Annotated in this window: 30 protein-coding genes; 4 read left to right on the top strand and 26 right to left on the bottom strand. The window is 39.5% G+C overall.

Translation table 11 applies throughout. The features are described 5' to 3' along the window. Positions 1-11: 11 nt before the first annotated feature. From secY to ACUW85_RS03235, 23 genes are all read right to left on the bottom strand, one after another. The gene (gene secY / locus ACUW85_RS03125; protein WP_149358574.1) at positions 12-1,313 is read right to left on the bottom strand and encodes a preprotein translocase subunit SecY; all 1,302 of its coding nucleotides are present in this window, start codon (positions 1,311-1,313) and stop codon (positions 12-14) included. Beyond that, on the bottom strand, positions 1,313-1,753 hold the full coding sequence (gene rplO / locus ACUW85_RS03130) for a 50S ribosomal protein L15 (protein ID WP_016896570.1): 441 nt from the start codon (positions 1,751-1,753) through the stop codon (positions 1,313-1,315). The genes secY and rplO overlap by 1 nt, the downstream gene beginning before the upstream one ends. Before the next feature lie 25 nt (positions 1,754-1,778). Then, on the bottom strand, positions 1,779-1,958 hold the full coding sequence (gene rpmD / locus ACUW85_RS03135; RefSeq protein ID WP_004262600.1) for a 50S ribosomal protein L30: 180 nt from the start codon (positions 1,956-1,958) through the stop codon (positions 1,779-1,781). A gap of 13 nt (positions 1,959-1,971) precedes the next feature. After that, complete coding sequence (gene rpsE / locus ACUW85_RS03140; RefSeq protein WP_016896569.1) at positions 1,972-2,484, bottom strand: 30S ribosomal protein S5; 513 nt, start codon at positions 2,482-2,484, stop codon at positions 1,972-1,974. A 21-nt stretch (positions 2,485-2,505) separates the two neighbouring features. Further along, a complete protein-coding gene (gene rplR / locus ACUW85_RS03145; protein WP_016896568.1) occupies positions 2,506-2,871 on the bottom strand; it encodes a 50S ribosomal protein L18 in 366 nt (121 codons plus the stop codon). 92 nt (positions 2,872-2,963) lie between these two features. Continuing rightward, positions 2,964-3,500, bottom strand: coding sequence for a 50S ribosomal protein L6 (gene rplF / locus ACUW85_RS03150; protein ID WP_016896567.1), 537 nt, complete (start codon positions 3,498-3,500; stop codon positions 2,964-2,966). A gap of 49 nt (positions 3,501-3,549) precedes the next feature. Continuing rightward, positions 3,550-3,948 carry a 30S ribosomal protein S8 gene (gene rpsH / locus ACUW85_RS03155; protein WP_026465792.1) on the bottom strand — a complete coding sequence of 133 codons (399 nt, stop codon included), beginning with the start codon at positions 3,946-3,948 and terminating at the stop codon, positions 3,550-3,552. Between the two features lie 36 nt (positions 3,949-3,984). Further along, positions 3,985-4,170, bottom strand: coding sequence for a type Z 30S ribosomal protein S14 (locus tag ACUW85_RS03160; RefSeq protein ID WP_004262592.1), 186 nt, complete (start codon positions 4,168-4,170; stop codon positions 3,985-3,987). Positions 4,171-4,197: 27 nt separating this feature from the next. Next, positions 4,198-4,740, bottom strand: a complete 543-nt coding sequence (rplE, locus tag ACUW85_RS03165) for a 50S ribosomal protein L5 (RefSeq protein WP_016896565.1) — start codon at positions 4,738-4,740, stop codon at positions 4,198-4,200. Then, complete coding sequence (gene rplX / locus ACUW85_RS03170; protein ID WP_004262586.1) at positions 4,740-5,078, bottom strand: 50S ribosomal protein L24; 339 nt, start codon at positions 5,076-5,078, stop codon at positions 4,740-4,742. The genes rplE and rplX overlap by 1 nt, the downstream gene beginning before the upstream one ends. A 32-nt stretch (positions 5,079-5,110) precedes the next feature. Continuing rightward, positions 5,111-5,479 (bottom strand): 50S ribosomal protein L14, encoded by a 369-nt coding sequence (gene rplN / locus ACUW85_RS03175; RefSeq protein WP_004262575.1) that lies wholly within the window; start codon positions 5,477-5,479, stop codon positions 5,111-5,113. Positions 5,480-5,506: 27 nt separating this feature from the next. Beyond that, positions 5,507-5,770 carry a 30S ribosomal protein S17 gene (gene rpsQ / locus ACUW85_RS03180; protein WP_004262572.1) on the bottom strand — a complete coding sequence of 88 codons (264 nt, stop codon included), beginning with the start codon at positions 5,768-5,770 and terminating at the stop codon, positions 5,507-5,509. A gap of 29 nt (positions 5,771-5,799) precedes the next feature. Next, positions 5,800-5,991, bottom strand: coding sequence for a 50S ribosomal protein L29 (rpmC, locus tag ACUW85_RS03185; RefSeq protein WP_004262569.1), 192 nt, complete (start codon positions 5,989-5,991; stop codon positions 5,800-5,802). After that, on the bottom strand, positions 5,984-6,412 hold the full coding sequence (rplP, locus tag ACUW85_RS03190) for a 50S ribosomal protein L16 (RefSeq protein ID WP_004262566.1): 429 nt from the start codon (positions 6,410-6,412) through the stop codon (positions 5,984-5,986). The genes rpmC and rplP overlap by 8 nt, the downstream gene beginning before the upstream one ends. A gap of 3 nt (positions 6,413-6,415) precedes the next feature. Continuing rightward, on the bottom strand, positions 6,416-7,066 hold the full coding sequence (gene rpsC, locus ACUW85_RS03195) for a 30S ribosomal protein S3 (protein ID WP_004262563.1): 651 nt from the start codon (positions 7,064-7,066) through the stop codon (positions 6,416-6,418). 3 nt (positions 7,067-7,069) lie between these two features. Further along, the gene (gene rplV / locus ACUW85_RS03200) at positions 7,070-7,426 is read right to left on the bottom strand and encodes a 50S ribosomal protein L22 (RefSeq protein WP_048727736.1); all 357 of its coding nucleotides are present in this window, start codon (positions 7,424-7,426) and stop codon (positions 7,070-7,072) included. A 21-nt stretch (positions 7,427-7,447) separates the two neighbouring features. After that, positions 7,448-7,726 carry a 30S ribosomal protein S19 gene (gene rpsS / locus ACUW85_RS03205; RefSeq protein WP_016896564.1) on the bottom strand — a complete coding sequence of 93 codons (279 nt, stop codon included), beginning with the start codon at positions 7,724-7,726 and terminating at the stop codon, positions 7,448-7,450. A 37-nt stretch (positions 7,727-7,763) separates the two neighbouring features. Further along, on the bottom strand, positions 7,764-8,597 hold the full coding sequence (rplB, locus tag ACUW85_RS03210; protein WP_016896563.1) for a 50S ribosomal protein L2: 834 nt from the start codon (positions 8,595-8,597) through the stop codon (positions 7,764-7,766). A gap of 21 nt (positions 8,598-8,618) precedes the next feature. Continuing rightward, entirely contained in the window at positions 8,619-8,909 is a 291-nt protein-coding gene (gene rplW / locus ACUW85_RS03215) for a 50S ribosomal protein L23 (protein WP_004262545.1), read from the bottom strand. Then, the gene (gene rplD / locus ACUW85_RS03220) at positions 8,909-9,532 is read right to left on the bottom strand and encodes a 50S ribosomal protein L4 (protein ID WP_016896562.1); all 624 of its coding nucleotides are present in this window, start codon (positions 9,530-9,532) and stop codon (positions 8,909-8,911) included. The genes rplW and rplD overlap by 1 nt, the downstream gene beginning before the upstream one ends. 23 nt (positions 9,533-9,555) lie before the next feature. Next, positions 9,556-10,191 carry a 50S ribosomal protein L3 gene (rplC, locus tag ACUW85_RS03225; RefSeq protein ID WP_004262542.1) on the bottom strand — a complete coding sequence of 212 codons (636 nt, stop codon included), beginning with the start codon at positions 10,189-10,191 and terminating at the stop codon, positions 9,556-9,558. Between the two features lie 68 nt (positions 10,192-10,259). Next, positions 10,260-10,568: a 30S ribosomal protein S10 gene (gene rpsJ, locus ACUW85_RS03230; protein ID WP_016896561.1), complete on the bottom strand. Its 309-nt coding sequence runs from the start codon at positions 10,566-10,568 to the stop codon at positions 10,260-10,262. Between the two features lie 368 nt (positions 10,569-10,936). Next, entirely contained in the window at positions 10,937-11,344 is a 408-nt protein-coding gene (locus tag ACUW85_RS03235; RefSeq protein WP_259345804.1) for an SseB family protein, read from the bottom strand. Between the two features lie 359 nt (positions 11,345-11,703). Between ACUW85_RS03235 and ACUW85_RS03240 the strand changes: the two genes are divergently transcribed. The 4 genes from ACUW85_RS03240 to ACUW85_RS03255 all read left to right on the top strand — a co-directional run bounded on the left by ACUW85_RS03240 (position 11,704) and on the right by ACUW85_RS03255 (position 15,828). Continuing rightward, positions 11,704-12,546: an SAM hydrolase/SAM-dependent halogenase family protein gene (locus ACUW85_RS03240; RefSeq protein ID WP_149256026.1), complete on the top strand. Its 843-nt coding sequence runs from the start codon at positions 11,704-11,706 to the stop codon at positions 12,544-12,546. 74 nt (positions 12,547-12,620) lie between these two features. After that, positions 12,621-13,175 carry an ECF-type riboflavin transporter substrate-binding protein gene (locus ACUW85_RS03245; RefSeq protein WP_048727747.1) on the top strand — a complete coding sequence of 185 codons (555 nt, stop codon included), beginning with the start codon at positions 12,621-12,623 and terminating at the stop codon, positions 13,173-13,175. Between the two features lie 18 nt (positions 13,176-13,193). Beyond that, positions 13,194-14,996, top strand: coding sequence for an ABC transporter ATP-binding protein (locus ACUW85_RS03250; RefSeq protein ID WP_182023161.1), 1,803 nt, complete (start codon positions 13,194-13,196; stop codon positions 14,994-14,996). Continuing rightward, positions 14,989-15,828 (top strand): energy-coupling factor transporter transmembrane component T family protein, encoded by an 840-nt coding sequence (locus ACUW85_RS03255; RefSeq protein WP_149315106.1) that lies wholly within the window; start codon positions 14,989-14,991, stop codon positions 15,826-15,828. Before ACUW85_RS03250 ends, ACUW85_RS03255 begins: the two co-directional genes overlap by 8 nt. A 79-nt stretch (positions 15,829-15,907) precedes the next feature. Here ACUW85_RS03255 and carB read toward each other — a convergent pair whose 3' ends face one another. The 3 genes from carB to ACUW85_RS03270 all read right to left on the bottom strand — a co-directional run bounded on the left by carB (position 15,908) and on the right by ACUW85_RS03270 (position 21,057). Then, positions 15,908-19,102 (bottom strand): carbamoyl-phosphate synthase large subunit, encoded by a 3,195-nt coding sequence (gene carB / locus ACUW85_RS03260; protein ID WP_149315105.1) that lies wholly within the window; start codon positions 19,100-19,102, stop codon positions 15,908-15,910. After that, positions 19,102-20,190 carry a carbamoyl phosphate synthase small subunit gene (locus tag ACUW85_RS03265; protein ID WP_149315104.1) on the bottom strand — a complete coding sequence of 363 codons (1,089 nt, stop codon included), beginning with the start codon at positions 20,188-20,190 and terminating at the stop codon, positions 19,102-19,104. Before ACUW85_RS03265 ends, carB begins: the two co-directional genes overlap by 1 nt. 447 nt (positions 20,191-20,637) lie before the next feature. Beyond that, positions 20,638-21,057: a hypothetical protein gene (locus ACUW85_RS03270; protein WP_149315103.1), complete on the bottom strand. Its 420-nt coding sequence runs from the start codon at positions 21,055-21,057 to the stop codon at positions 20,638-20,640. Positions 21,058-21,060: the final 3 nt, after the last annotated feature.

Consider the following 21,060-nt stretch of genomic DNA (forward strand, 5'->3'; position numbering starts at 1 on the left):
ACGCATTAGTCTTATTTATCATGAATAAAGCCAACGTATTGACGTTTAATTGTACGCCCTTCAATTTGTTTTGCAGTGTCTAAAGCAACACCGACAACGATTAGTAAGCTTGTACCACCTAAAGCAATTGATTGTGGCATATCAAAGAAGTATGCCCCTAGTAAAGGTAGAACTGCTACACCCATCAAGAATAGTGAGCCAACTGCACTTAAACGATTTAACATTTTCTGTAAATATTCTTTAGTTGCTAAACCTGGACGGATACTTGGAATATAACCACCAGCTTTTTGCAAGTTTTCTGCAGCACGTTCAGGGTTAATCTGAATATGTGCATAGAAGAATGTGAACAAAATAATGACAATTGCGTAAATAGCAATACCCGCTGGTTGCTCCAAATTAAAGATTGTTGACAATACTTGATACCAAGAAACATCACTATAATCAGCGGCAAATAATCCGAGTACCGTTTGTGGCACCATGATTAATGATGACGCGAAGATAACGGGAATAACACCTGCTGAGTTAATTTTTAATGGTAAATGAGACTTTTGCGATGCCGAATTCGCACGTTTGGAATAACGTACGGGAATTTGACGTTCCGCTTGACTCATGAAAATGACGAACATAATTAATAGGATAAATACAAGAACAAATAGTCCTGCATAAATCATTTGTTGATTTAATTCACTGCTAGTAGCATCTACAATGTTATTTTGATAGTAAGACGTTAACTCTGAAGGGATTTGCGCTAGAATACCAGCGAAGATAATGATTGAAGTACCATTACCAATTCCATATTCAGTGATTTGCTCACCAATCCAGACAACAAACATAGATCCGGCAGTCATGAATAAAGCAATCAATAAGTAAGTTACAAAACCTGGATTATCAATTAATCCTAGTGATGACAATGAATTAAATCCTATTGAAATAGCTAAAGCTTGGAAAAAGCCAATTGCTACTGCAAAGAATCTAGTCCATCGATTTAACTTACGACGACCAACTTCACCCTGTTTAGACCACTCTGTAAATGAAGGTATAATCTCCATCTGCAATAGTTGAATAATAATTGATGCGGTTATATACGGTGAAACACCCAATGAAAAGATGGAGTAGCTCGAAAGTGCTCCCCCACCAAGAGTGTTTAGTAGGCTGAATAAACCAGATTCAGCTAACCCTTGAATTCCTGCAGCATTCACGCCCGGGACAGTTATGCTAGCCCCGATACGGAATACAATCAACATGATTGCTGTGAATGCCAAGCGGCTTCTAATATCCTTATCCTGAAATCCATTTTTCAGTATTTGAAACATTAGATCACCTCAATAGAACCCCCAGCGGTCTCAATAGCTTCTTTAGCTGATGCTGAGAATTTAGCTGCTTTAACGGTTAGTTTGCGTTCTAATTCACCATTACCTAAAACTTTGATACCAGATTTTTCTTTTTTAACTAAGCCTGCTTCGATTAAGTCAGCAGCGGTTACAACAGCACCGTCTTCAAATACGTTTAAGTCATCAAGATTGATGATCGCATATTCTTTACGGTTGATGTTTGTAAAACCACGTTTTGGAATACGACGGAACAATGGTGTTTGTCCACCTTCGAAACCTAAACGTACACCACCACCTGAACGAGCTTTTTGACCTTTTTGTCCACGTTTTGATAGTTTACCCCAACCAGAACTTGCACCACGACCTACACGGTGACGTGTGTGACGAGATCCTTCTGAAGGTTGTAATTCATGTAATTTCATCCTGTTAGGCACCTCCTATTCTAGATTATGCTTCTTCAACAACTACTAAGTGAGCAATTTTAGTAATCATACCGTTGATTGCTTCGTTACGAGTTTTAACAACTGTTTTACCAACTTTTGTTAAACCTAGTGCTTGAGCTGTTTTAATTTGGTCTTGAGGACGTCCAATTAAACTGCGTTTTAAAGTAATTTTTACTTCAGTCATTCGAATTTCCTCCTTAACCTAATAATTCTTCCACAGATTTACCGCGTAATGCAGCGACATCTTCTGGAGATTTTAATGATTTAATTGCTTCTAGAGTAGCACGTACGATGTTGATTGGTGAATTAGAACCTAGTGATTTAGAAGTAATATCTGCGATACCACCTAATTCGACTACGGCACGAACTGGACCACCAGCAGCGATACCTGAACCGGCTTGAGCTGGTTTAAGTAATACGTTACCACCGTTAAATTTACCGATAACTTCATGAGGAACAGTTGATCCTGCACGAGGTATAGTAATTAAGTTTTTCTTACCATCTTCAACCGCTTTACGGATTGCTTCTGGTACTTCGGCAGCTTTACCAGTACCTAGACCAACATGGCCATTTCTATCACCGACAACAACAACGGCACCGAAGTTCATACGACGTCCACCTTTAACGGTTTTAGCAACACGATTAATGGCAACAACGCGTTCTTCAAGGTCGTTTTCGTTAATGTTTAATTCTTGAAATGTGTTTGTCATGTTCTTGGCTTCCTCCTTTTCCTAAAATTCTAAGCCGTTTTCACGAGCTGCATCTGCTAAAGCTTGTACACGTCCGTGATATTGGTAGCCACCACGGTCAAATTTTACAACTTTAACGCCTGCTGCTACACCGCGTTCAGCGATAGCTTTACCAACTAATGCTGCACTTTCGGTTTTAGTTGCGGCAGATAATGTTTCTTCGTTTGTAGAGGCACTCGCTACAGTAACACCCGCTACGTCATCAATTAATTGAGCGTAGATGTGTTTGTTAGAACGGAATACGTTCAAGCGTGGGCACTCTGCTGTTCCAGAAATGTTGCGACGAACACGCGCGTGGCGTTTTTGACGTAATTTATTTTTATCTGGTTTGCTGATCAAAATAGTCACCTCTTTGTTAGATTTGTAAGGATGACCTCGTCACCCTTATTTTATAGATAATTTGGATACAAGTAAAAGGAAATAATTGTAAAGAATTACAATTATTTACCAGTTTTACCTTCTTTACGACGAATGTATTCGCCAACATAGTGAATACCTTTACCTTTGTATGGTTCTGGTAAACGAGTTGAACGGATATTCGCTGCTAGTTCACCAACAACTTCTTTGTTGATACCTTTGATGTTGATTGTAGTGTTAGTTGGCACTTCGATTTCGATGCCTTCTGGTGCTACGAATTCAACAGGGTGAGATAAACCAACATTGACAGTTAATTTGTTACCTGCTAATTGTGCACGGTAACCAACACCAGTCATTTCAAGTTTCTTTTCGAATCCTTCAGAAACACCAACAACCATGTTGTTTACTAATGCACGAGTAGTTCCGTGGATAGAACGTACTTCTTTGTGGTCATTCGGACGAGTGAAAGTGATTTCTTTCTCTCCGATTTGAATATCAATTACAGGGTTGAACTCACGTGATAATTCGCCTTTAGGGCCTTTAACAGTGATAGTTGAACCAGCTTTTTCTACGGTTACGTTACTAGGAATCTCGATAATTTTGTTACCAATACGACTCATTCTAGACTGCACCTGCCTTTCAATTTTGTTTTTTTATTTTTGTTATTTATTACCAAACGTAAGCTAAAACTTCGCCACCGATGTTTTTAGCACGAGCCGCTTTATCAGTGATAACACCTTCCGATGTTGAAACTAATGCAGTACCTAAACCGTTTAAAACTTTAGGAATTTGATCACTTTTCGCGTATACACGTAAACCTGGTTTAGAGATACGTTTTAAGTTTGTGATTACTCGTTGGTTATCGCTAGTATATTTCATGAATACACGGATAACGTTTTGTTTATCATCTTCGATGATTTCGTAATCTTTGATATATCCTTCTTCTTTAAGGATAGCAGCAATATTTTCTTTGATTTTTGATGATGGACTTTCGAATGATTCGTGGCGCACCATGTTGGCGTTACGAATACGAGTTAAAAAGTCCGCAATTGGATCAGTCATGACCATTACGAGTACACCCTCCTTTACTTAATTACCAGAAATTTACCAGCTTGCTTTTTTGACTCCAGGAATTTCCCCTTTATAGGCAAGTTCACGAAGGCAAATACGGCATAATTTAAATTTACGGTAAACTGAATGTGGGCGTCCACAACGTTCACAACGAGTATATTCTTGAGTAGAATATTTAGCTGGTTTCTTGTTCTTTTCGATCATTGATTTTTTTGCCAAATTACTCACGCCTCCTTCAAGACTTTATTATTTTTGGAATGGCATTCCTAGTTGAGTTAATAATTCTAATGATTCTTCGTCTGAATCAGCAGTTGTAACAATTACGATGTCCATACCACGTACTTTAGATACTTTATCAAAGTCGATTTCTGGGAAGATCAATTGTTCACGGATACCTAATGTGTAGTTACCACGACCATCGAATGAGCGGTTGCTGATACCACGGAAGTCACGTACACGAGGTAGTGATACTGATACTAATTTGTCGAAGAATTCATACATACGTTCGCCACGTAAAGTAACTTTGGTACCGATTGGCATACCTTCACGTAAACGGAAACCAGCGATTGATTTCTTAGCAGTTGTAATAACTGGTTTTTGACCAGCGATTAATGTTAATTCTTCAACAGCGTTTTCTAAGTTTTTCGCGTTAGATACTGCATCACCAACACCCATGTTGATAACGATTTTATCTAATTTAGGTGCTTGCATGATTGAGCTATAGTTAAATTTTTCAATCATTGACGGAACTACTTCATTTTTATATTTTTCTTGTAAACGATTAGCCATTATTCAGCGTCCTCCTCTCCTGATACTGCTTCAGCGATTACTTCGCCTGATTTTTTCGCTACGCGAACACGTTTACCATCTTGTTCTTGGTAACCTACACGTGTTGCTTCGCCTGTTTTAGGGTCTACTAGTTGTACGTTAGATACATGAATAGGTGCTTCAACTTCAATGATACCGCCTTGAGGGTTCATTTGAGTTGGACGTTGATGTTTTTTAACGATGTTAACACCTTCAACAACAACTTTGTCAGCTTTTGGCAAAGCTTGTTTTACACGACCTTGTTTGCCTTTGTCTTTACCGGCAATAACGATAACTGTGTCATTTGCTTTTACTTTCATTTAAACGGGCACCTCCTTATTTTCTTCAGATTTTAGATTACTTCTGGAGCTAATGAAATAATACGCATATAGTTGTTGTCACGTAATTCACGTGCAACTGGACCAAAGATACGTGTTCCACGAGGAGATTTATCGTCACGAATAATTACACATGCATTTTCGTCGAATTTGATGTATGAACCATCTGGACGACGAACGCCGCTCTTAGTACGAACGATAACTGCTTTAACTACATCACCTTTTTTGACAACTCCACCTGGTGTTGCATTTTTAACAGTTGCCACGATAACATCACCAATGTTTGCAGTTTTACGGCCAGATCCGCCTAATACTTTAATTGTTAGGACTTCACGCGCGCCTGAGTTATCTGCTACTTTTAAACGAGTTTCTGATTGAATCATTTATAGAGTACCTCCTTCCAGTTGTTATTAGATAATGATTGATTCTTCAACGATTTCAACAAGACGGAAGTATTTGTCTTTTGACAATGGACGAGTTTCCGCGATGCGGACGATGTCACCCATTTTTGCTGAATTGTTTTCATCATGTGCTTTGTATTTCTTAGAATATTTGATACGTTTACCATATGTTGGATGGAATTTGAAAGTATCAACTTGGACTGTGATTGTTTTTTCCATTTTGTCAGAAACAACACGGCCTTGTAACACTTTACGGTTATTACGTTCTTCCATGGACAGGTTTCCTCCTTTACTGAATTTTCTTACGCTTCTTGATTACGTAACGCAGTTTTAACACGTGCGATATCTTTACGAACAGCTTTAATACGAGCTGTGTTTTCTAATTGACCAGTTGCCAATTGGAATCGTAAGTTGAATAATTCTTGACGATATTCTTGTTCTTTAGCAGTAAGTTCAGCAGTGGAAAGATCTTTAATATCTGTAAATTTAGTCATTAGATTCACCACCAATTTCACGTTTTACGATTTTAGTACGAATAGGTAATTTGTGAGATGCTAAACGCAATGCTTCTTTAGCTACTTCTTCTGGAACGCCGGCAACTTCAAATAAGATTTTACCGCGTTTAACTGGAGATACCCAACCTTCTGGAGCACCTTTACCAGAACCCATACGAACACCAATTGCTTTAGCTGTATAAGATTTATGTGGGAAGATTTTAATCCATACTTTCCCACCACGTTTCATGTAACGTGTCATGGCAATACGAGATGCTTCAATTTGACGGTTAGTGATCCATGCTGAATCTAATGCTTGCAAACCGAATTCACCGTATGCAATTTCTTTTCCGCCTTTAGCTTCGCCACGCATTTTACCACGGAATTCACGTCTGTGTTTTACACGTTTAGGTACTAACATGTTTTAAGCCTCCCCTTGAATATTTTTTGTTGGAAGGATTTCACCACGGCATACCCATGTTTTGATACCGATCTTACCGTAAGTAGTGTCGGCTTCTTCCCATGAGTAGTCGATGTCCGCACGCAATGTATGCAATGGAACTGTTCCTTCTACTTGAGTTTCTGAACGCGCCATGTCGGCACCATTCAAACGACCTGAGATTTGAACTTTGATACCTTTAGCTCCTGATTTCATTGTGCGTTGGATTGCTTGTTTTTGCGCACGACGGAAAGCTACACGGTTTTCTAATTGTTGAGCGATTGACTCACCAACTAATTTAGCGTCTAATTCAGGTTTTTTAATTTCTACAATGTTGATGTGTACTTTTTTACCTGTACGGTTGTTTAAAGTTTTACGTAATGCGTCAACTTCAGAACCACCTTTACCAATAACCATACCCGGTTTAGCAGTGTGGATGTTTACGTTAACTTTGTTTGCAGCACGTTCAATTTCAACTTGAGATACAGAAGCATCTTTTAATGTTTCAGCGATGTATTCGCGGATATGTAAGTCTTCGTGTAAAGTATCTGCAAAGTCTTTTTCTGCATACCAACGAGCGTCCCAATCTTTGATGACGCCGATACGCATACCGATAGGATTAATCTTTTGTCCCATTAATTATGCCTCCTCTGCTGTTTTTACTACCACTGTAATGTGGCTTGTACGTTTGTTGATTCTAGAAGCTGTACCTTTCGCACGTGGACGGAAACGTTTCATCGTTGGTCCTTCATTTACGAATGCTTCGCTTACTACTAAGTTAGCTGGCTCTAAGCCAAAGTTGTGTTCTGCGTTTGCAATTGCAGACATTAACACTTTCTCTACAGCAGGAGATGCTGAACGAGGAGTGTTTTTTAAGATTGCAATAGCTTCACCGACAGTTTTGTTGCGGATTAAATCAACAACTAAACGTGCTTTACGAGCAGAAACGCGAACTGTGTTTGCAGTTGCTTTTGCAGATGTAATTTGTTCTGCCATTCTTTATTTCCTCCTCTCAGATTAACGACGAGTTGTCTTGTCGTCAGCGCCATGTCCTTTGTATGTACGAGTTGGTACGAATTCACCTAGTTTGTGACCTACCATATCTTCTTGGATAAAAACTGGTACATGTTTACGGCCATCGTATACAGCAATTGTTAACCCAACAAAGTTAGGGAAAATTGTTGAACGGCGTGACCATGTTTTGATTACTTGTTTCTTTTGTGCGTCTTGTTGTGCAACCACTTTTTTCATTAAATGGTCATCACAAAAAGGTCCTTTTTTCAAGCTACGGCTCATATTTATTTGGCTCCCTTCGCTATCCTATTTAATGTGATTACTTAGAGTTACGACGACGTACAATTAATTTATTGCTACGTGCGTTCTTATCACGAGTCTTAATACCACGTGCAGGTTTACCCCATGGAGTCATTGGACTTGGGCGTCCGACTGGAGCTTTACCTTCACCACCACCGTGAGGGTGATCGTTAGGGTTCATTACAGAACCACGAACAGTTGGACGTTTACCTGCCCAACGAGAGCGTCCTGCTTTACCTACGTTGATTAAGCTGTGTTGTTCGTTACCAACAACACCAATTGTTGCACGACAAGTACCTAAGATCATACGAACTTCACCAGAAGTTAATTTGATCAATACGTATTTGTCTTCTTTACCTAACACTTGAGCGCTAGCACCAGCAGAGCGAACTAATTGTCCACCTTTACCAGGTTTAGTTTCAATGTTATGTACTAAAGTACCAACTGGAATGTTTTTCAATGGTAATGCATTACCAACTTTGATATCTGCTGCTTCACCAGAAGAAATACGAGCACCAACTTGTAAACCTTTAGGTGCGATGATGTAAGTTTTAATACCATCTGTATAGTGGATTAACGCAATATTAGCTGAACGGTTTGGATCGTACTCAATAGCTTTCACTAAACCTTCAACGTTGTCTTTATTACGTTTGAAGTCAATGATACGGTAAGCTTGTTTGTGTCCACCACCGTGATGACGAACTGTAATGCGACCGTTGTTGTTACGACCAGCACGTTTGCTTTGTGATTCTAACAATGTTTTTTCAGGAGTTGTTTTAGTGATTTCTGAGAAATCTGAACCTGACATGTTACGACGACCGTTAGTCGTTGCTTTATATGTTTTTATCGCCACGTGAATTTCCTCCTATCTTAATTATTCTGCTTCGTTTCCGAAGATTTCGATTGATTGACCTTCAGCGATGGTTACGATTGCTTTACGGCGTTTACGTGTATAACCAGCAAAACGTCCCATACGTTTTAATTTACCGCGAACGTTCATGATGTTTACGTTTTTCACGTCTACGTTGAACAATTCTTCGATTGCTTGTTTAACTTCTGTTTTATTTGCTTTAACAGCTACTTCAAAAGTGTATTTGTTTTCGTCCATTTTCAACATTGATTCTTCAGTGATGATTGGGCGAATGATTACGTCGTGTGCCAACATTATGCTAGTACCTCCTCTACGTTAGAAAGTGCTGCTTTTGTAATGATGACTTTTTCAGAGTTAACTAAGTCGAATACGTTAACGTTGTTTTCATCAACTACTTTTACGTTTGGTAAGTTACGAGCTGATAATTGTGCGTTGTCGTTGTCTTTATTGATTACAACTAAAACTTTATTTTCAACTTGTAAGTTATTCAACACTTCTTGGAATAATTTAGTTTTTGGTGTTTCGAATGCTAATTCATCAACAACGATAAAGTTGTTTTCTGCTACCTTATTAGATAATGCAGAGCGTAAAGCTAAACGACGAACTTTACGAGGTAATTTGTAAGCATATGAACGAGGTGTTGGTCCGAATGCACGGCCACCGCCTACCCATTGTGGAGAGCGGATTGAACCTTGACGAGCACGACCTGTACCTTTTTGACGCCATGGTTTACGTCCACCACCGCTAACTTCTGAACGTCCTTTAACTTTGTGGGTACCTTGACGTAATGAAGCTTGTTGCATAATAACTACATCGTAAATTGCATTTTCATTTGGTTCAATTGCGAAGACTTCATCGTTTAATGTGATTTCGCCAGCTTGTGAACCGTCTTGTTTAAATAATGTAATGTTTGCCATGAAACTGTTCCTCCTTCCTGGTATTATTCAGCAGATTTAACTGCAGATTTGATTGTTACCATAGATTTTTTAGCACCTGGAACGTTACCTTTGATTAAGATGACGTTGCGCTCTGCATCTACTTTAACGATTTCTAGGTTTTGGATAGTGATTTGAGTACCACCAGTTTGTCCTGGTAAGTTTTTACCCTTGAATACTTTAGAAGCATCCGACGCCATACCCATTGAACCTGGGCTGCGGTGGTAATGAGAACCGTGTGACATAGGTCCACGTGATTGACCATGACGCTTGATAGCACCTTGGAATCCTTTACCTTTTGAAGTACCCGTAACATCAACGATGTCTCCTGCTTGGAAGATATCAACCTTGATTTCTGATCCAACTTCGTAATCTCCTAGCTCAACATCTTTGAATTCTTTAATGAAGCGCTTAGGAGTAGTTTCTGCTTTTGCTACATGACCTTTGTGAGGTTTGTTTGCCAATACTTCACGTTTGTTGTCAAAACCAACTTGAATAGCTTCGTAGCCATCAGTTTCGTTTGTTTTAGCTTGTAAAACAACGTTTGGTTGTGCTTCGATAACTGTAACTGGTACTAATTCACCAGTTTCTGTAAAGAATTGTGTCATACCTACTTTTTTTCCTAAGATTCCTTTAGTCATGAGTACACCTCCGTATAATTTTTTTATTTAATAATTGGGTTAACTAATTTGTTTCGATGATTCTGGAATTATAATTTGATTTCGATGTCTACGCCTGATGGTAAATCTAATTTCATTAACGCATCAACAGTTTTTGGTGTTGGGTTAACGATGTCGATTAAACGTTTGTGCGTACGCATTTCGAATTGTTCACGTGAATCCTTGTATTTATGTGTTGCACGGATTACTGTGAATAATGAGCGTTCAGTAGGCAATGGAATTGGACCTGATACTTCTGCTCCTGTACGTTGTGCAGTATCAACAATTTTAGCTGCTGATTGATCTAATGCACGGTGTTCGTAAGCTTTTAAACGAATACGAATTTTTTGTTTTGCCATGACTTTTCCTCCTCGTCATATTTTAAATTTGACTTGCTCCGTATGAATTACCGGCCACCCTTATGGCAATGCTACCGGGTGTGTCGCAACCTCATACATCACTGCTTATTGGTGTATCAACGTTTGCACGCAAATACTGTTGCTCCGTATAAAACGGCACCCAATTAGTATACAAAATTAAACTAGGCAGTGCAAGCTTTTTCTCGTCTTTTTTTTAAAAAAATCCTTATTTATCGCTATTTCTTTATTAAAGGCTATTTTTTGGGGGTTATTGCCAACGCTACCTAGTGTATCATTTTGAAACATTTTACAAGGCGGTTGCCATTTCTTAGCAACGCGCCCTACTGTGTCATCTTTCATTAGGTATATTATACATGTTTTATCGCGTACTGCCATACCTTTTCGATGATACTTTGATTAAATTTTGCTTTGGTGGTCCAAGGATTAACGATAAAGCTATCAATAGGGTTGTCTTTGGCTAAAACCATCAAGGCAATCTGCTTAAAAGTCATTTGCTGAGTCGAAACATTATCTGCTTTAGATGCGTATTGGCTAGCTTGATCTTTGTCCGTGAAAGTCACAAGCTCTCGTTGTCCCTTTTCTTTGTCGTAAGTTAACCAGATACTTTTGTCGGCTGGTGTCCCCTCTAGTTGGATAGCGTATAAGTGGGCGGTCGCCATCGTGGTCAACATAGCCAGCGTTGTTAACGGATTGGGATCTGCCTTATATGCGGTCAATACTTCTATTAAACGTTTCTTGCCGAATGGCTGCGTCATTAAATCTTGCCTTCCTTTCATTTTTCTTCTATATAATAACTGTATAATCATTCTTATTTATTATTGGCTATTGAGTTTCTCGGAAAATAGCATTCTCTCCTTTAGATGGTCGTCAGCTAATCCGGACCAGCTTTTTCAAATAAGGATTACTTCTATATTATAGCGAATTCATGCTTTCGGTGTTTATTGTAACAAATGACTGTTCAAAAATCATATATCTCCACTTGGACCGAACAAGTTTACCTATCACTTGCGATAGCTTATATCCTGCGAAATTCATTTGACAGTGATTGTTAAATGCCCACAAGTTGCGTATGATAAGCCTATAAAAGGATATTATATCATTGGAGGATACAGATATGACGAATAGTTTCTTAGTATTACAAACTGACTTTGGTTTAGGTGATGGTGCGGTAGCAGCAATGTACGGTGTTGCCTATACCGTAGATCCCAGCCTAACAATTTCAAACCTGACACACGAGATTCCTCCATATGACATCTTTGCGGCGTCATATCGCTTATTACAAACGATTAAATACTGGCCTGAGGAAACAGTATTCGTATCTGTAGTAGATCCTGGTGTTGGTTCAGCTCGTAAATCAGTTGTAGCCAAAACTAAAACAGGTCACTACATCATTACGCCAGATAATGGTACTTTGACACATGTAGCTGCACACTTGGGACTAGAAGCTGTTAAAGAGATTGACGAGATCAAAAATCGTTTGCCGCATTCAGAAGAATCACACACCTTCCATGGACGCGATGTGTATGTGTACAACGGCGCCATGTTAGCGAATAATGCTGATTATTTCAATCAATTAGAAAAAACTGTCGCTGTGGAAGATGTTACTACTTTCGAATTAGGGGAACTGTATGAAGCCGATGGTGTTATCCACGGTACCGTAGATATTCTTGATATCCGATTTGGCTCACTTTGGACGAATATCCCTTCAAGTACCTTAAAAACAGCTGGGATTGAAAACGGCGATACGATCAGCGTAACCATTTACCATAACGGCATCAAACATTATCAAAATTATATTCTATTTGGCCATTCATTTGCGGACGTGCCTGTTGGTGAACCAATCGGTTATATCAATTCATTATTAAATCTAGGTGTCGCAATTAATCAAAAGAACTTTGCTGAAACTTACGGTGTTGGTACCGGAATTGATTGGCAAATTGAAGTTCGAAAAATTTAAAGCTATTTTTCCATTTAAATCACCATAAGTAAAACCCTATATTATATAGAAGAAACATTAAAAGGAGAATAAAAATGAATAAAAAACAATCATCTATTACAACCCTAGTTGCTATCGGTGTGGGTGCAGCCGTATTCTTTATCTTAGGTCGCTTCCTATCTATCCCGACTGGTATTCCAAATACAAGTATTGAAACAACCTATCCCTTCTTAGCTTTAATGGCTACTATCTTTGGACCATTTGCTGGTCTATTCATTGGTTTAATCGGTCACGCTATCAAAGACCTATTAACATACGGTTTGTGGTGGTCATGGGTACTAACATCTGGTTTTGCTGGTTATGGTTTTGGTATCGTAGGTCGTCGTTTAAAAGTAAACGAAGGTATTTTTACACTGAAAGATGCAATTCAATTCAATATTGGTCAAGTTATCGTGAACGTGTTATCATGGGTTGTCATTGCACCAGTCTTAGACATTTTAATTTATTCTGAACCTGCCAACAAAGTTTTCTTACAAGGTGGTGTTTCTGCACTTGTTAACGCATTATCTGTTGGTATTATTGGTACATTGTTACTTAAAGGATATGCTTCTACACGTACGAAATCAGGAAGTTTGCGTAAAGAGCAATAATAGAAAGTAGTTTTTATTATGAATAACGTATTTACAACAGAGCCGGTGGACTTGAATGTCACACCGGCTATTGAATTTAAAAATGTATCTTTTCGCTATGCGAGTCAAGCGGACTTAAATCTACACGATTTGTCATTTGCCATTTATCCTGGTGAGAAAGTACTTATTATCGGACCTTCAGGTTCTGGGAAATCCACTATCGGAAAAATGATTAATGGGCAAATCCCCAATACCTTTGACGGTGATTTCACAGGTGATATTTTTATTAACGGGCAATCAATTAAAGGACAGTCAATTTTTGACCTTTCACTACAAGTTGGTACCGTCTTGCAAGATACCGATGGTCAATTTGTTGGCTTAACAGTAGCTGAAGACCTAGCCTTTGCTTTAGAAAATGATTATGTTGATCAAGGAGAAATGGTAAACAAGGTAAATGCCTGGGCTACTACATTAGATCTTCATGACTTATTAAATGCCAAACCTCAAGCCTTGTCAGGCGGGCAGAAACAACGGGTATCTATTGGTGGGGTTTTAATTGACGAATCACCGATTGCCCTATTTGATGAACCATTAGCTAATCAAGACCCAGCATCGGGCTTAGCAACCATGGCACTCATTGGTCAGCTAAATGCGTCTGAACAATTAACGACGATTGTGATCGAGCATCGTCTGGAGGAAACCCTGATTGCTGATATTGATCGCGTCATCGTGATTGAAGACGGCCATTTGGTGGGCGATATGTCCGTTGACGCGTTGCTACGTTCTGATTTGTTGGACCAAATTGGAGTTCGTCAACCCCTCTATTTGGATGCTTTTGCTTATGCTGGGGTCTCCTTGGATCAATTTCAACACCTTGGTGCCTTTACACCTGACCTAGTAACGCCTAAGGTGGCGCAGGAGTTAACGACTTGGTATGATAGTCAGGTTGAAACGAGCCAAGATGTCCAACAGACCCCAATTGTTCAACTCGATGATGTTGCTTTTCGCTATCAAGATGCGCCTCTGATTTCCGATATGCATCTGACAATCTACGATGGGGAACTCATTTCGTTGGTCGGCACGAATGGGGCTGGCAAATCAACGCTCGCTAAGCTCCTGTGTGGTTTTGAGCGTCCTGATGCGGGGACAATTACCTTGTTCGGTCAAGATGCGGCAAATCTATCGATTAAGGAAATTGCAGATAATATAGACTATGTCATGCAGAATCCAAATTTGATGATTTCAAAGAATATTCTGGCGGATGAGGTGGCTGCGGGTTTAATCAATCGCGGTTTGTACCAGTATGCAACGGATGAGGCCTTACAGGAACGTGTGGGTCATGCGTTGACCATTTGTGGTCTATATCCCTATCGTAATTGGCCAATTTCGGCACTATCTTATGGGCAAAAAAGACGCGCGACGATTGCAAGCATTCTAGTCTTAAATCCAAAGCTCTTGATTTTGGATGAACCTACGGCTGGACAAGATTATAAACACTACACGGATATGATGACATTTATTCAAGAATTGAATGCTACCGAAGGAATCACCATATTGATGATTACCCACGATATGCATTTGATGCAGGAATACTCTAATCGAACCATCGTACTACATGATGGAAAAATTCTAGCAGATGATAAACCTTCTGCCGTTCTTTCTAATGAATATTTGATGAAGCAAGCACATTTGGCACCAACTAGCATTTATCAGTTAGCCAAGACATTGCCTAATATCACACCGACAAACTTTATTGATACCTTCATTCGCTTTGAACGAAATCTTCCAGCAGTTAACCCAACGACAGCAGGTATAGAAAGGAGCGTGACTGACTATGGCTAAAACACAAGCCCAAACATTAGGCTACATTGCCCATGACACGCCACTTCACCGTTTATCTGGTGCAACCAAGTTAATTGCCTTTATCACCCTTTCGGTTATTGCCATGACATCCTACGATACAAGATTTCTGATTGGCTTGGGTATTTTGTCGCTTGTACTCTTTTGGCTTTCCAAGATTCGATGGTCTGAAGTGAATACAGTCATTTACTTTATCCTCTTCTTCTCTATTTTGAACCTAATTACGATCTATATTTTCGAACCAGAATACGGGGTTCAACTCTATGGAGCACGTACGGTGATTGCTGAAGGTATTGGTCGTTATACCATCACTCAGGAACAACTATTCTATGAGTTTAATCTGTTTGTTAAATATTTCTCGACCATACCCCTGGCTTTAATTTTTATCTTAACGACAAACCCTAGTGAGTTTGCTTCTTCCTTAAACCGGATTGGGGTTTCCTACCGTATTGCTTATGCTGTGGCCTTAGCCTTACGCTATATTCCGGATATCCAAAGTCAATTCTTTGCTGTTCGTCAAAGCCAACAAGCGCGCGGGATTGAAATGTCAAAAAAGGCGCCCTTTTTCCAACGCATTAAGCGTTCGGCTCAGGTTATCATGCCTTTGATATTTTCTAGTCTCGACCGCATTGAAGTGATTAGCCAATCGATGGAATTGCGTCGTTTTGGTAAAGAAAATCGACGTACATGGTATAGCGCACGCCCCTTCAAGCGTGGGGATTTCCTTGCCCTGTTTGTGACAGTCATCATTGTAGCGATTGGTATATATCTATTCTTTACCAATGGTGGTCGTTTCTATAATCCATTTCAATAACAAAAAAGGTAGCCCGAAAGTTTCATGTACTTTCGGACTACCTTTTTATTTTGCCTAAAGTTTCAAATCAGATGGCGGTTTATACTAACGCTTTGATTTGGAAACCGCGGTCTTCCAATACGTATAGAATTGCTTCTGCTGTATCGATGGATGTTAATAGTGGCACACCACGCTCGATGGCAGCTTTACGAATTAATTGACCCGAGTTTTGGTCGTGTCGCGCGCGACCCCATGTATTAATGATAATTTGTGCACGTTCTTCGGTAATCAAGTTCACTAATGTTTGCTCAATTTCTTTTTCGTCTGTTACTTCATTTGATGTCACTGCAACAGTATCAATACCTGCAGCTTCAAATTCCGCTTGCATGTCGCCCGTTACCATGACACTGAAGCCAATTTGACGGAAACGTTGTGCCAATGCCAAACTTTCTGCTACGTCAGCCTTGGTAATTGTGAACAAGACATTACCGAAATCATTGACGTGGATGTTGCTACCTGCAAAGGCCTTGTATAGTGCTTTTTGAAGGTTGATATCTGAACCCATCACTTCACCAGTTGATTTCATTTCTGGTCCTAATTGCGGATCAACTAGGTTCAATTTAGTGAATGAGAATACTGGTGCTTTTACATGAACCATGTTGCCTTCAGCGTAAAGACCTGGTTGGTAACCTTGGTCAATAATGCTTTCGCCAAGGATAGCACGCGTTGCTACTTGTGCCATTGGAATACCCGTTACCTTACTCAAGAAAGGTACTGTACGGCTGGCACGTGGATTTACTTCAATCACATAAACTTGGCCATCTTGAACAATGAATTGAATATTCATCATACCCAAGCAATTTAAGCCAAAAGATAGACGTTCAGTGTAATCGACGATGGTCGCCTTCACCTCATCAGTTAGACTTTGTGAAGGATAAACGGCCATAGAGTCACCTGAGTGGACCCCAGAACGTTCGATATGTTCCATAATTCCTGGGATTAAGACATTTTCACCGTCACAAATTGCATCGACTTCGACTTCGGTACCCACTACATAATGGTCAATCAAAATTGGTCGGTCTGGAGAGGCAATCATGGCATCTTCCATATAGCTGCGTAAGTCGGCATCGTTATCCACGATTTCCATACCACGCCCACCTAAGACATAACTTGGACGTACTAAGACTGGATAGCCAATCTTACTTGGGATTTGTAAAGCATCTTCTACAGACATTGCTGTAAAACCTTCTGGTTGAGGGATTCCTAAGTCTGTTAAGGCTTGCTCGAACAAGTCACGGTCTTCAGCACGATCTAAGTCTTCTACGGTTGTCCCTAAGATAGGAATACCTAATGCATGTAATGGTTCAGCTAGATTTATCGCTGTTTGACCACCAAATTGTACAATAACCCCTTCTGGTTGTTCAAGGTCGATGACATGTAGTACGTCTTCTAAAGTAAGTGGTTCGAAGTAAAGTTTATCCGAAATAGAGAAATCAGTTGAAACTGTTTCTGGGTTGTTATTCATGATAATCGCTTCGTAGCCAGCTTGTTGGATTGCTTTAACAGAGTGAACTGTGGCGTAGTCAAATTCTACCCCTTGACCGATACGGATGGGACCTGAACCTAATACTAAAACAGTCTTTTTGTCTGAAGGCATACTTTCGTTATCAGCACTATAGGTTGAATAGTAGTATGGTGTGTTCGATTCAAACTCGGCCGCACAGGTGTCAACGGTTTTGTAGACTGGGCGAATGCCGTTTGCAGCTCGTAAGTCACGTACATCTGCTAAATCATTTTCCCATAGTCTAGAGATGGCTAAATCAGAGAAACCATAACGTTTTGCTTCTTTTAAGACAGCAGCATCTTCTTTATTGGCTTCAAGTGTATTTTCTAATTCTACAATGTGCATTAAAACATCTAGGAAATAGAGATTAATTTTTGTCATGTCATGCAATTGTTCAATGGTATATCCGCGGCGCAAAGCTTCAGCTAAGTAGAAGATACGGTCGTCTTGTGCACGTGTAATCTTATCAATTAAGGTTACTTCATCAGCTTCGCGACTAGCAGTTGTTGCCATATGTTCAGCATCAATTTCTAGTGAACGGACAGCTTTTAACAGCGCTTCTTCAAGGTTCGTACCAATAGCCATGACTTCACCAGTGGCTTTCATTTGAGTACCTAACTGACGATCACCTTTCTCGAATTTATCGAATGGCCAACGTGGAATCTTCGCAACCACATAGTCCAAAGCTGGTTCAAATTCGGCTAAGGTTGTACCTGTTACAGGGTTGATCATTTCATCAAGTGTTAACCCTACTGCGATTTTGGCTGCAATTTTGGCGATTGGATAACCAGTTGCTTTAGATGCAAGCGCTGAAGAACGGCTCACCCGTGGGTTTACTTCAATAACGTAGTAATTGAAGCTGTTTGGATCTAAGGCTAATTGCACATTGCAACCACCTTCAATACCTAAGGCACGGATAATCTTTAATGATGCATCGCGCAACATTTGGTTTTCGTGGTCTGTTAGAGTCAAGGTCGGTGCGAAAACAATTGAATCTCCTGTATGAATACCAACTGGGTCAAAGTTTTCCATGTTACAAACAACCAAAGCATTATCTGCGCTATCACGCATTACTTCGTATTCGATTTCCTTGTAACCAGCGATTGAAATTTCAATCAAACATTGGTTTACAGGCGATAATTTAAGGCCCTTAGCAACAATTTCACGTAATTCAGCATGGTCATTACAAATCCCCCCACCTGTTCCACCCATGGTAAAGGCAGGACGTACAATTACTGGATAACCAGCCTGTTCTGCGAAAGCTAGTGCTTCGTCAACTGTATGTACAATATCACTCTCAGGAACTGGTTCATTCAATTCACGCATTAGATTACGGAAAAGGTCACGGTCTTCAGCTTGATCGATAGCTGATAATTTTGTACCCAATAATTGGATACCTAATTCATCTAAAATACCATCATTGGCTAATTCAATCGCCATGTTTAAACCTGTTTGGCCACCTAAAGTAGGTAGAATCGCGTCTGGACGCTCTTTACGTAAGATGCGTGATACAAATTCTAGCGTAATCGGTTCAATATACACTTTGTCAGCAATTTCCGTGTCAGTCATGATAGTTGCTGGATTGGAGTTAACCAATACAACTTCATAACCTTCTTCACGTAAAGATAAGCATGCTTGTGTACCAGCATAGTCAAATTCTGCTGCCTGTCCGATGATAATTGGACCAGATCCGATAACCATAATCTTGTGAATATCAGTACGTTTTGGCATTAAATAGTCCCCTCCAAGTTCTTGTTGTTATCCATTAATTCAATAAAACGATCAAATAAGTGGTCTGCATCATGTGGTCCTGGTGCTGCATCAGGATGATATTGCACACTAAAAGCAGGTAAAGTTTTGTGGCGCACACCTTCTACCGTTTCATCGTTGATTTCGATATGAGTGATTTCTAAATCTGTATGCACTAATGAATCAGCATCTACCGCATAACCGTGGTTTTGAGAAGTGAAATCAATACGACCAGTAGCAATTTCACGTACAGGGTGGTTAAAGCCACGATGGCCGAATTTCATTTTGAAGGTTTCGCCACCATTCGCTAAACACAACAATTGGTGACCAAGACAGATACCAAACAAAGGTATTTTACCTTGAATTTCATTAATCATGTCTAAAGCTTCTGGAATACTCGTTGGATCCCCAGGGCCGTTGGTTAACATGACGCCATCAGGAGCTAAACGTAAAATTTCTTGGGCAGTTGTATCATATGGTACCACCGTTACATTACACTCACGTTTGTTTAATTCACGTAAAATTGAATGTTTCAAACCAAAGTCTACTACGACCACATTCTTACCAGCATTTGGATTCACATATCGCGTTTTAGTTGATACTTGCGCTACTTGGTTTGTAGGCAAGTCTGTCGCGCGAAGTGTCGCAAGCGCAGCTTCAATGTCAGTCTCCTCATTTAGTAAACTAGCTTTCATCGTTCCGTGACTACGGATTGTTTTGGTTAATTGACGCGTATCAATATGTTTAATGCCTGGTATATCATATTCCACTAAGAACTCATCCAAGCTCATTTTTGATCGCCAGTTAGATGGGAAACGTGCAACTTCACGACAAATGATAGCCTTCACTGTAGGGTCTACAGATTCAAAATCATCAGCATTTACACCATAGTTTCCAATTAATGGAAAGGTAAATGTTAACATTTGACCGTTATAACTCTGGTCAGTTAATGATTCTTGATAACCAGTCATTCCTGTTGAAAAGACTACTTCGCCAATAACCTCTTTCGTAGCACCAAAAGCTTCACCATAAAATGTTTCACCAGTTTCTAACAACAATATTTTTTCCATTTTTTCACTCACCTTCAACGAACACACCGATTATGACCATTTACATTTACACTATAAAAAAAAGCACTTAGCCCGAGGGCTAAGCGCTTTACGACACTACAAGTAAATTGAAGATATAGTAAACAAACCATTCGCATGGTTTCACTTGACCCCTTGAAAGCCTCACAGGACTTGATTAAAAGGTTGCTTTGTTTTTTCTAAGATTACGCTATTGACTATGCAAAGTCAACAAAATCATGTAAAAAATTATCATTTTTCACAATTTTATATACAATCTACTCATAGAATTCTAATAAAAGGCCCTTAAATCCGGTCTCCTGAAATTTCATTACTATATTAATTTAGGTTAGAATGTGCAAATACTGTATAAAAATGAAAAGACAACAAGCAAGCACAAATCCTTATTCCTTAAAGCTACTTGTCTCTTTACAAATGCACTAGCTTTATTTAGCTTATCTTATCGAATGCTTCTCGTTCAATCTTATGCCAACTATGCAAGTGGGTACTATAAGTAATCGCAGCATATAAACGAACAAATAGTAGATAGGGTCTATAGAAGATCGAATCTAGAATTGTAATACCAAAAGCTTTTAAGGTATCCCCGCGGAAAAATTGATAGTCTTGGATAAAATATCTGCCCACGTAGAAAACCATCGTTTGAAAAACACAAAACAGAAAATATAACAGCGCAAGTGCTATCGCGGAAGAAACATTTAATATGCTTAGCATGAATGATAAAGAAATAATGATGATACCTAGTAATTCAATAAATGGCGCCATCAATTCATATAGAAAATAGAATAAGTACGATACGGTACCTAGTAAACCATATTTAGGATTTAACATGATGGTACGGTGTTGCCACATACT

Source organism: Aerococcus sp. 150760013-2 (assembly GCF_053627715.1).

What these genes read in the sequence shown, in the direction of transcription:
- rplE (WP_016896565.1), bottom strand. Translation starts at nt 4,740, where the DNA reads ATGGCTAATCGTTTACAAGAAAAATATAAAAATGAAGTAGTTCCGTCA.
- rpsJ (WP_016896561.1), bottom strand. Translation starts at nt 10,568, where the DNA reads ATGGCAAAACAAAAAATTCGTATTCGTTTAAAAGCTTACGAACACCGT.
- rplP (WP_004262566.1), bottom strand. Translation starts at nt 6,412, where the DNA reads ATGTTAGTACCTAAACGTGTAAAACACAGACGTGAATTCCGTGGTAAA.
- rplV (WP_048727736.1), bottom strand. Translation starts at nt 7,426, where the DNA reads ATGGCAGAACAAATTACATCTGCAAAAGCAACTGCAAACACAGTTCGC.
- rplF (WP_016896567.1), bottom strand. Translation starts at nt 3,500, where the DNA reads ATGAGTCGTATTGGTAACAAAATTATCGAGATTCCTAGTAACGTAACC.
- rplD (WP_016896562.1), bottom strand. Translation starts at nt 9,532, where the DNA reads ATGGCAAACATTACATTATTTAAACAAGACGGTTCACAAGCTGGCGAA.
- secY (WP_149358574.1), bottom strand. Translation starts at nt 1,313, where the DNA reads ATGTTTCAAATACTGAAAAATGGATTTCAGGATAAGGATATTAGAAGC.
- rplO (WP_016896570.1), bottom strand. Translation starts at nt 1,753, where the DNA reads ATGAAATTACATGAATTACAACCTTCAGAAGGATCTCGTCACACACGT.
- carB (WP_149315105.1), bottom strand. Translation starts at nt 19,102, where the DNA reads ATGCCAAAACGTACTGATATTCACAAGATTATGGTTATCGGATCTGGT.
- ACUW85_RS03245 (WP_048727747.1), top strand. Translation starts at nt 12,621, where the DNA reads ATGAATAAAAAACAATCATCTATTACAACCCTAGTTGCTATCGGTGTG.
- rpsQ (WP_004262572.1), bottom strand. Translation starts at nt 5,770, where the DNA reads ATGGAAGAACGTAATAACCGTAAAGTGTTACAAGGCCGTGTTGTTTCT.
- ACUW85_RS03240 (WP_149256026.1), top strand. Translation starts at nt 11,704, where the DNA reads ATGACGAATAGTTTCTTAGTATTACAAACTGACTTTGGTTTAGGTGAT.
- rpmD (WP_004262600.1), bottom strand. Translation starts at nt 1,958, where the DNA reads ATGACTGAAGTAAAAATTACTTTAAAACGCAGTTTAATTGGACGTCCT.
- rpsC (WP_004262563.1), bottom strand. Translation starts at nt 7,066, where the DNA reads ATGGGACAAAAGATTAATCCTATCGGTATGCGTATCGGCGTCATCAAA.
- ACUW85_RS03270 (WP_149315103.1), bottom strand. Translation starts at nt 21,057, where the DNA reads ATGTGGCAACACCGTACCATCATGTTAAATCCTAAATATGGTTTACTA.
- rplN (WP_004262575.1), bottom strand. Translation starts at nt 5,479, where the DNA reads ATGATTCAATCAGAAACTCGTTTAAAAGTAGCAGATAACTCAGGCGCG.
- rpsE (WP_016896569.1), bottom strand. Translation starts at nt 2,484, where the DNA reads ATGACAAACACATTTCAAGAATTAAACATTAACGAAAACGACCTTGAA.
- rplX (WP_004262586.1), bottom strand. Translation starts at nt 5,078, where the DNA reads ATGAAAGTAAAAGCAAATGACACAGTTATCGTTATTGCCGGTAAAGAC.
- rpsH (WP_026465792.1), bottom strand. Translation starts at nt 3,948, where the DNA reads ATGGTCATGACTGATCCAATTGCGGACTTTTTAACTCGTATTCGTAAC.
- rplC (WP_004262542.1), bottom strand. Translation starts at nt 10,191, where the DNA reads ATGACTAAAGGAATCTTAGGAAAAAAAGTAGGTATGACACAATTCTTT.
- ACUW85_RS03265 (WP_149315104.1), bottom strand. Translation starts at nt 20,190, where the DNA reads ATGGAAAAAATATTGTTGTTAGAAACTGGTGAAACATTTTATGGTGAA.
- rplW (WP_004262545.1), bottom strand. Translation starts at nt 8,909, where the DNA reads ATGTTGGCACACGACGTAATCATTCGCCCAATCATCACTGAAGAATCA.
- ACUW85_RS03250 (WP_182023161.1), top strand. Translation starts at nt 13,194, where the DNA reads ATGAATAACGTATTTACAACAGAGCCGGTGGACTTGAATGTCACACCG.
- ACUW85_RS03255 (WP_149315106.1), top strand. Translation starts at nt 14,989, where the DNA reads ATGGCTAAAACACAAGCCCAAACATTAGGCTACATTGCCCATGACACG.
- rpsS (WP_016896564.1), bottom strand. Translation starts at nt 7,726, where the DNA reads ATGAGCCGTAGCTTGAAAAAAGGACCTTTTTGTGATGACCATTTAATG.
- ACUW85_RS03235 (WP_259345804.1), bottom strand. Translation starts at nt 11,344, where the DNA reads ATGACGCAGCCATTCGGCAAGAAACGTTTAATAGAAGTATTGACCGCA.
- rpmC (WP_004262569.1), bottom strand. Translation starts at nt 5,991, where the DNA reads ATGACTAAATTTACAGATATTAAAGATCTTTCCACTGCTGAACTTACT.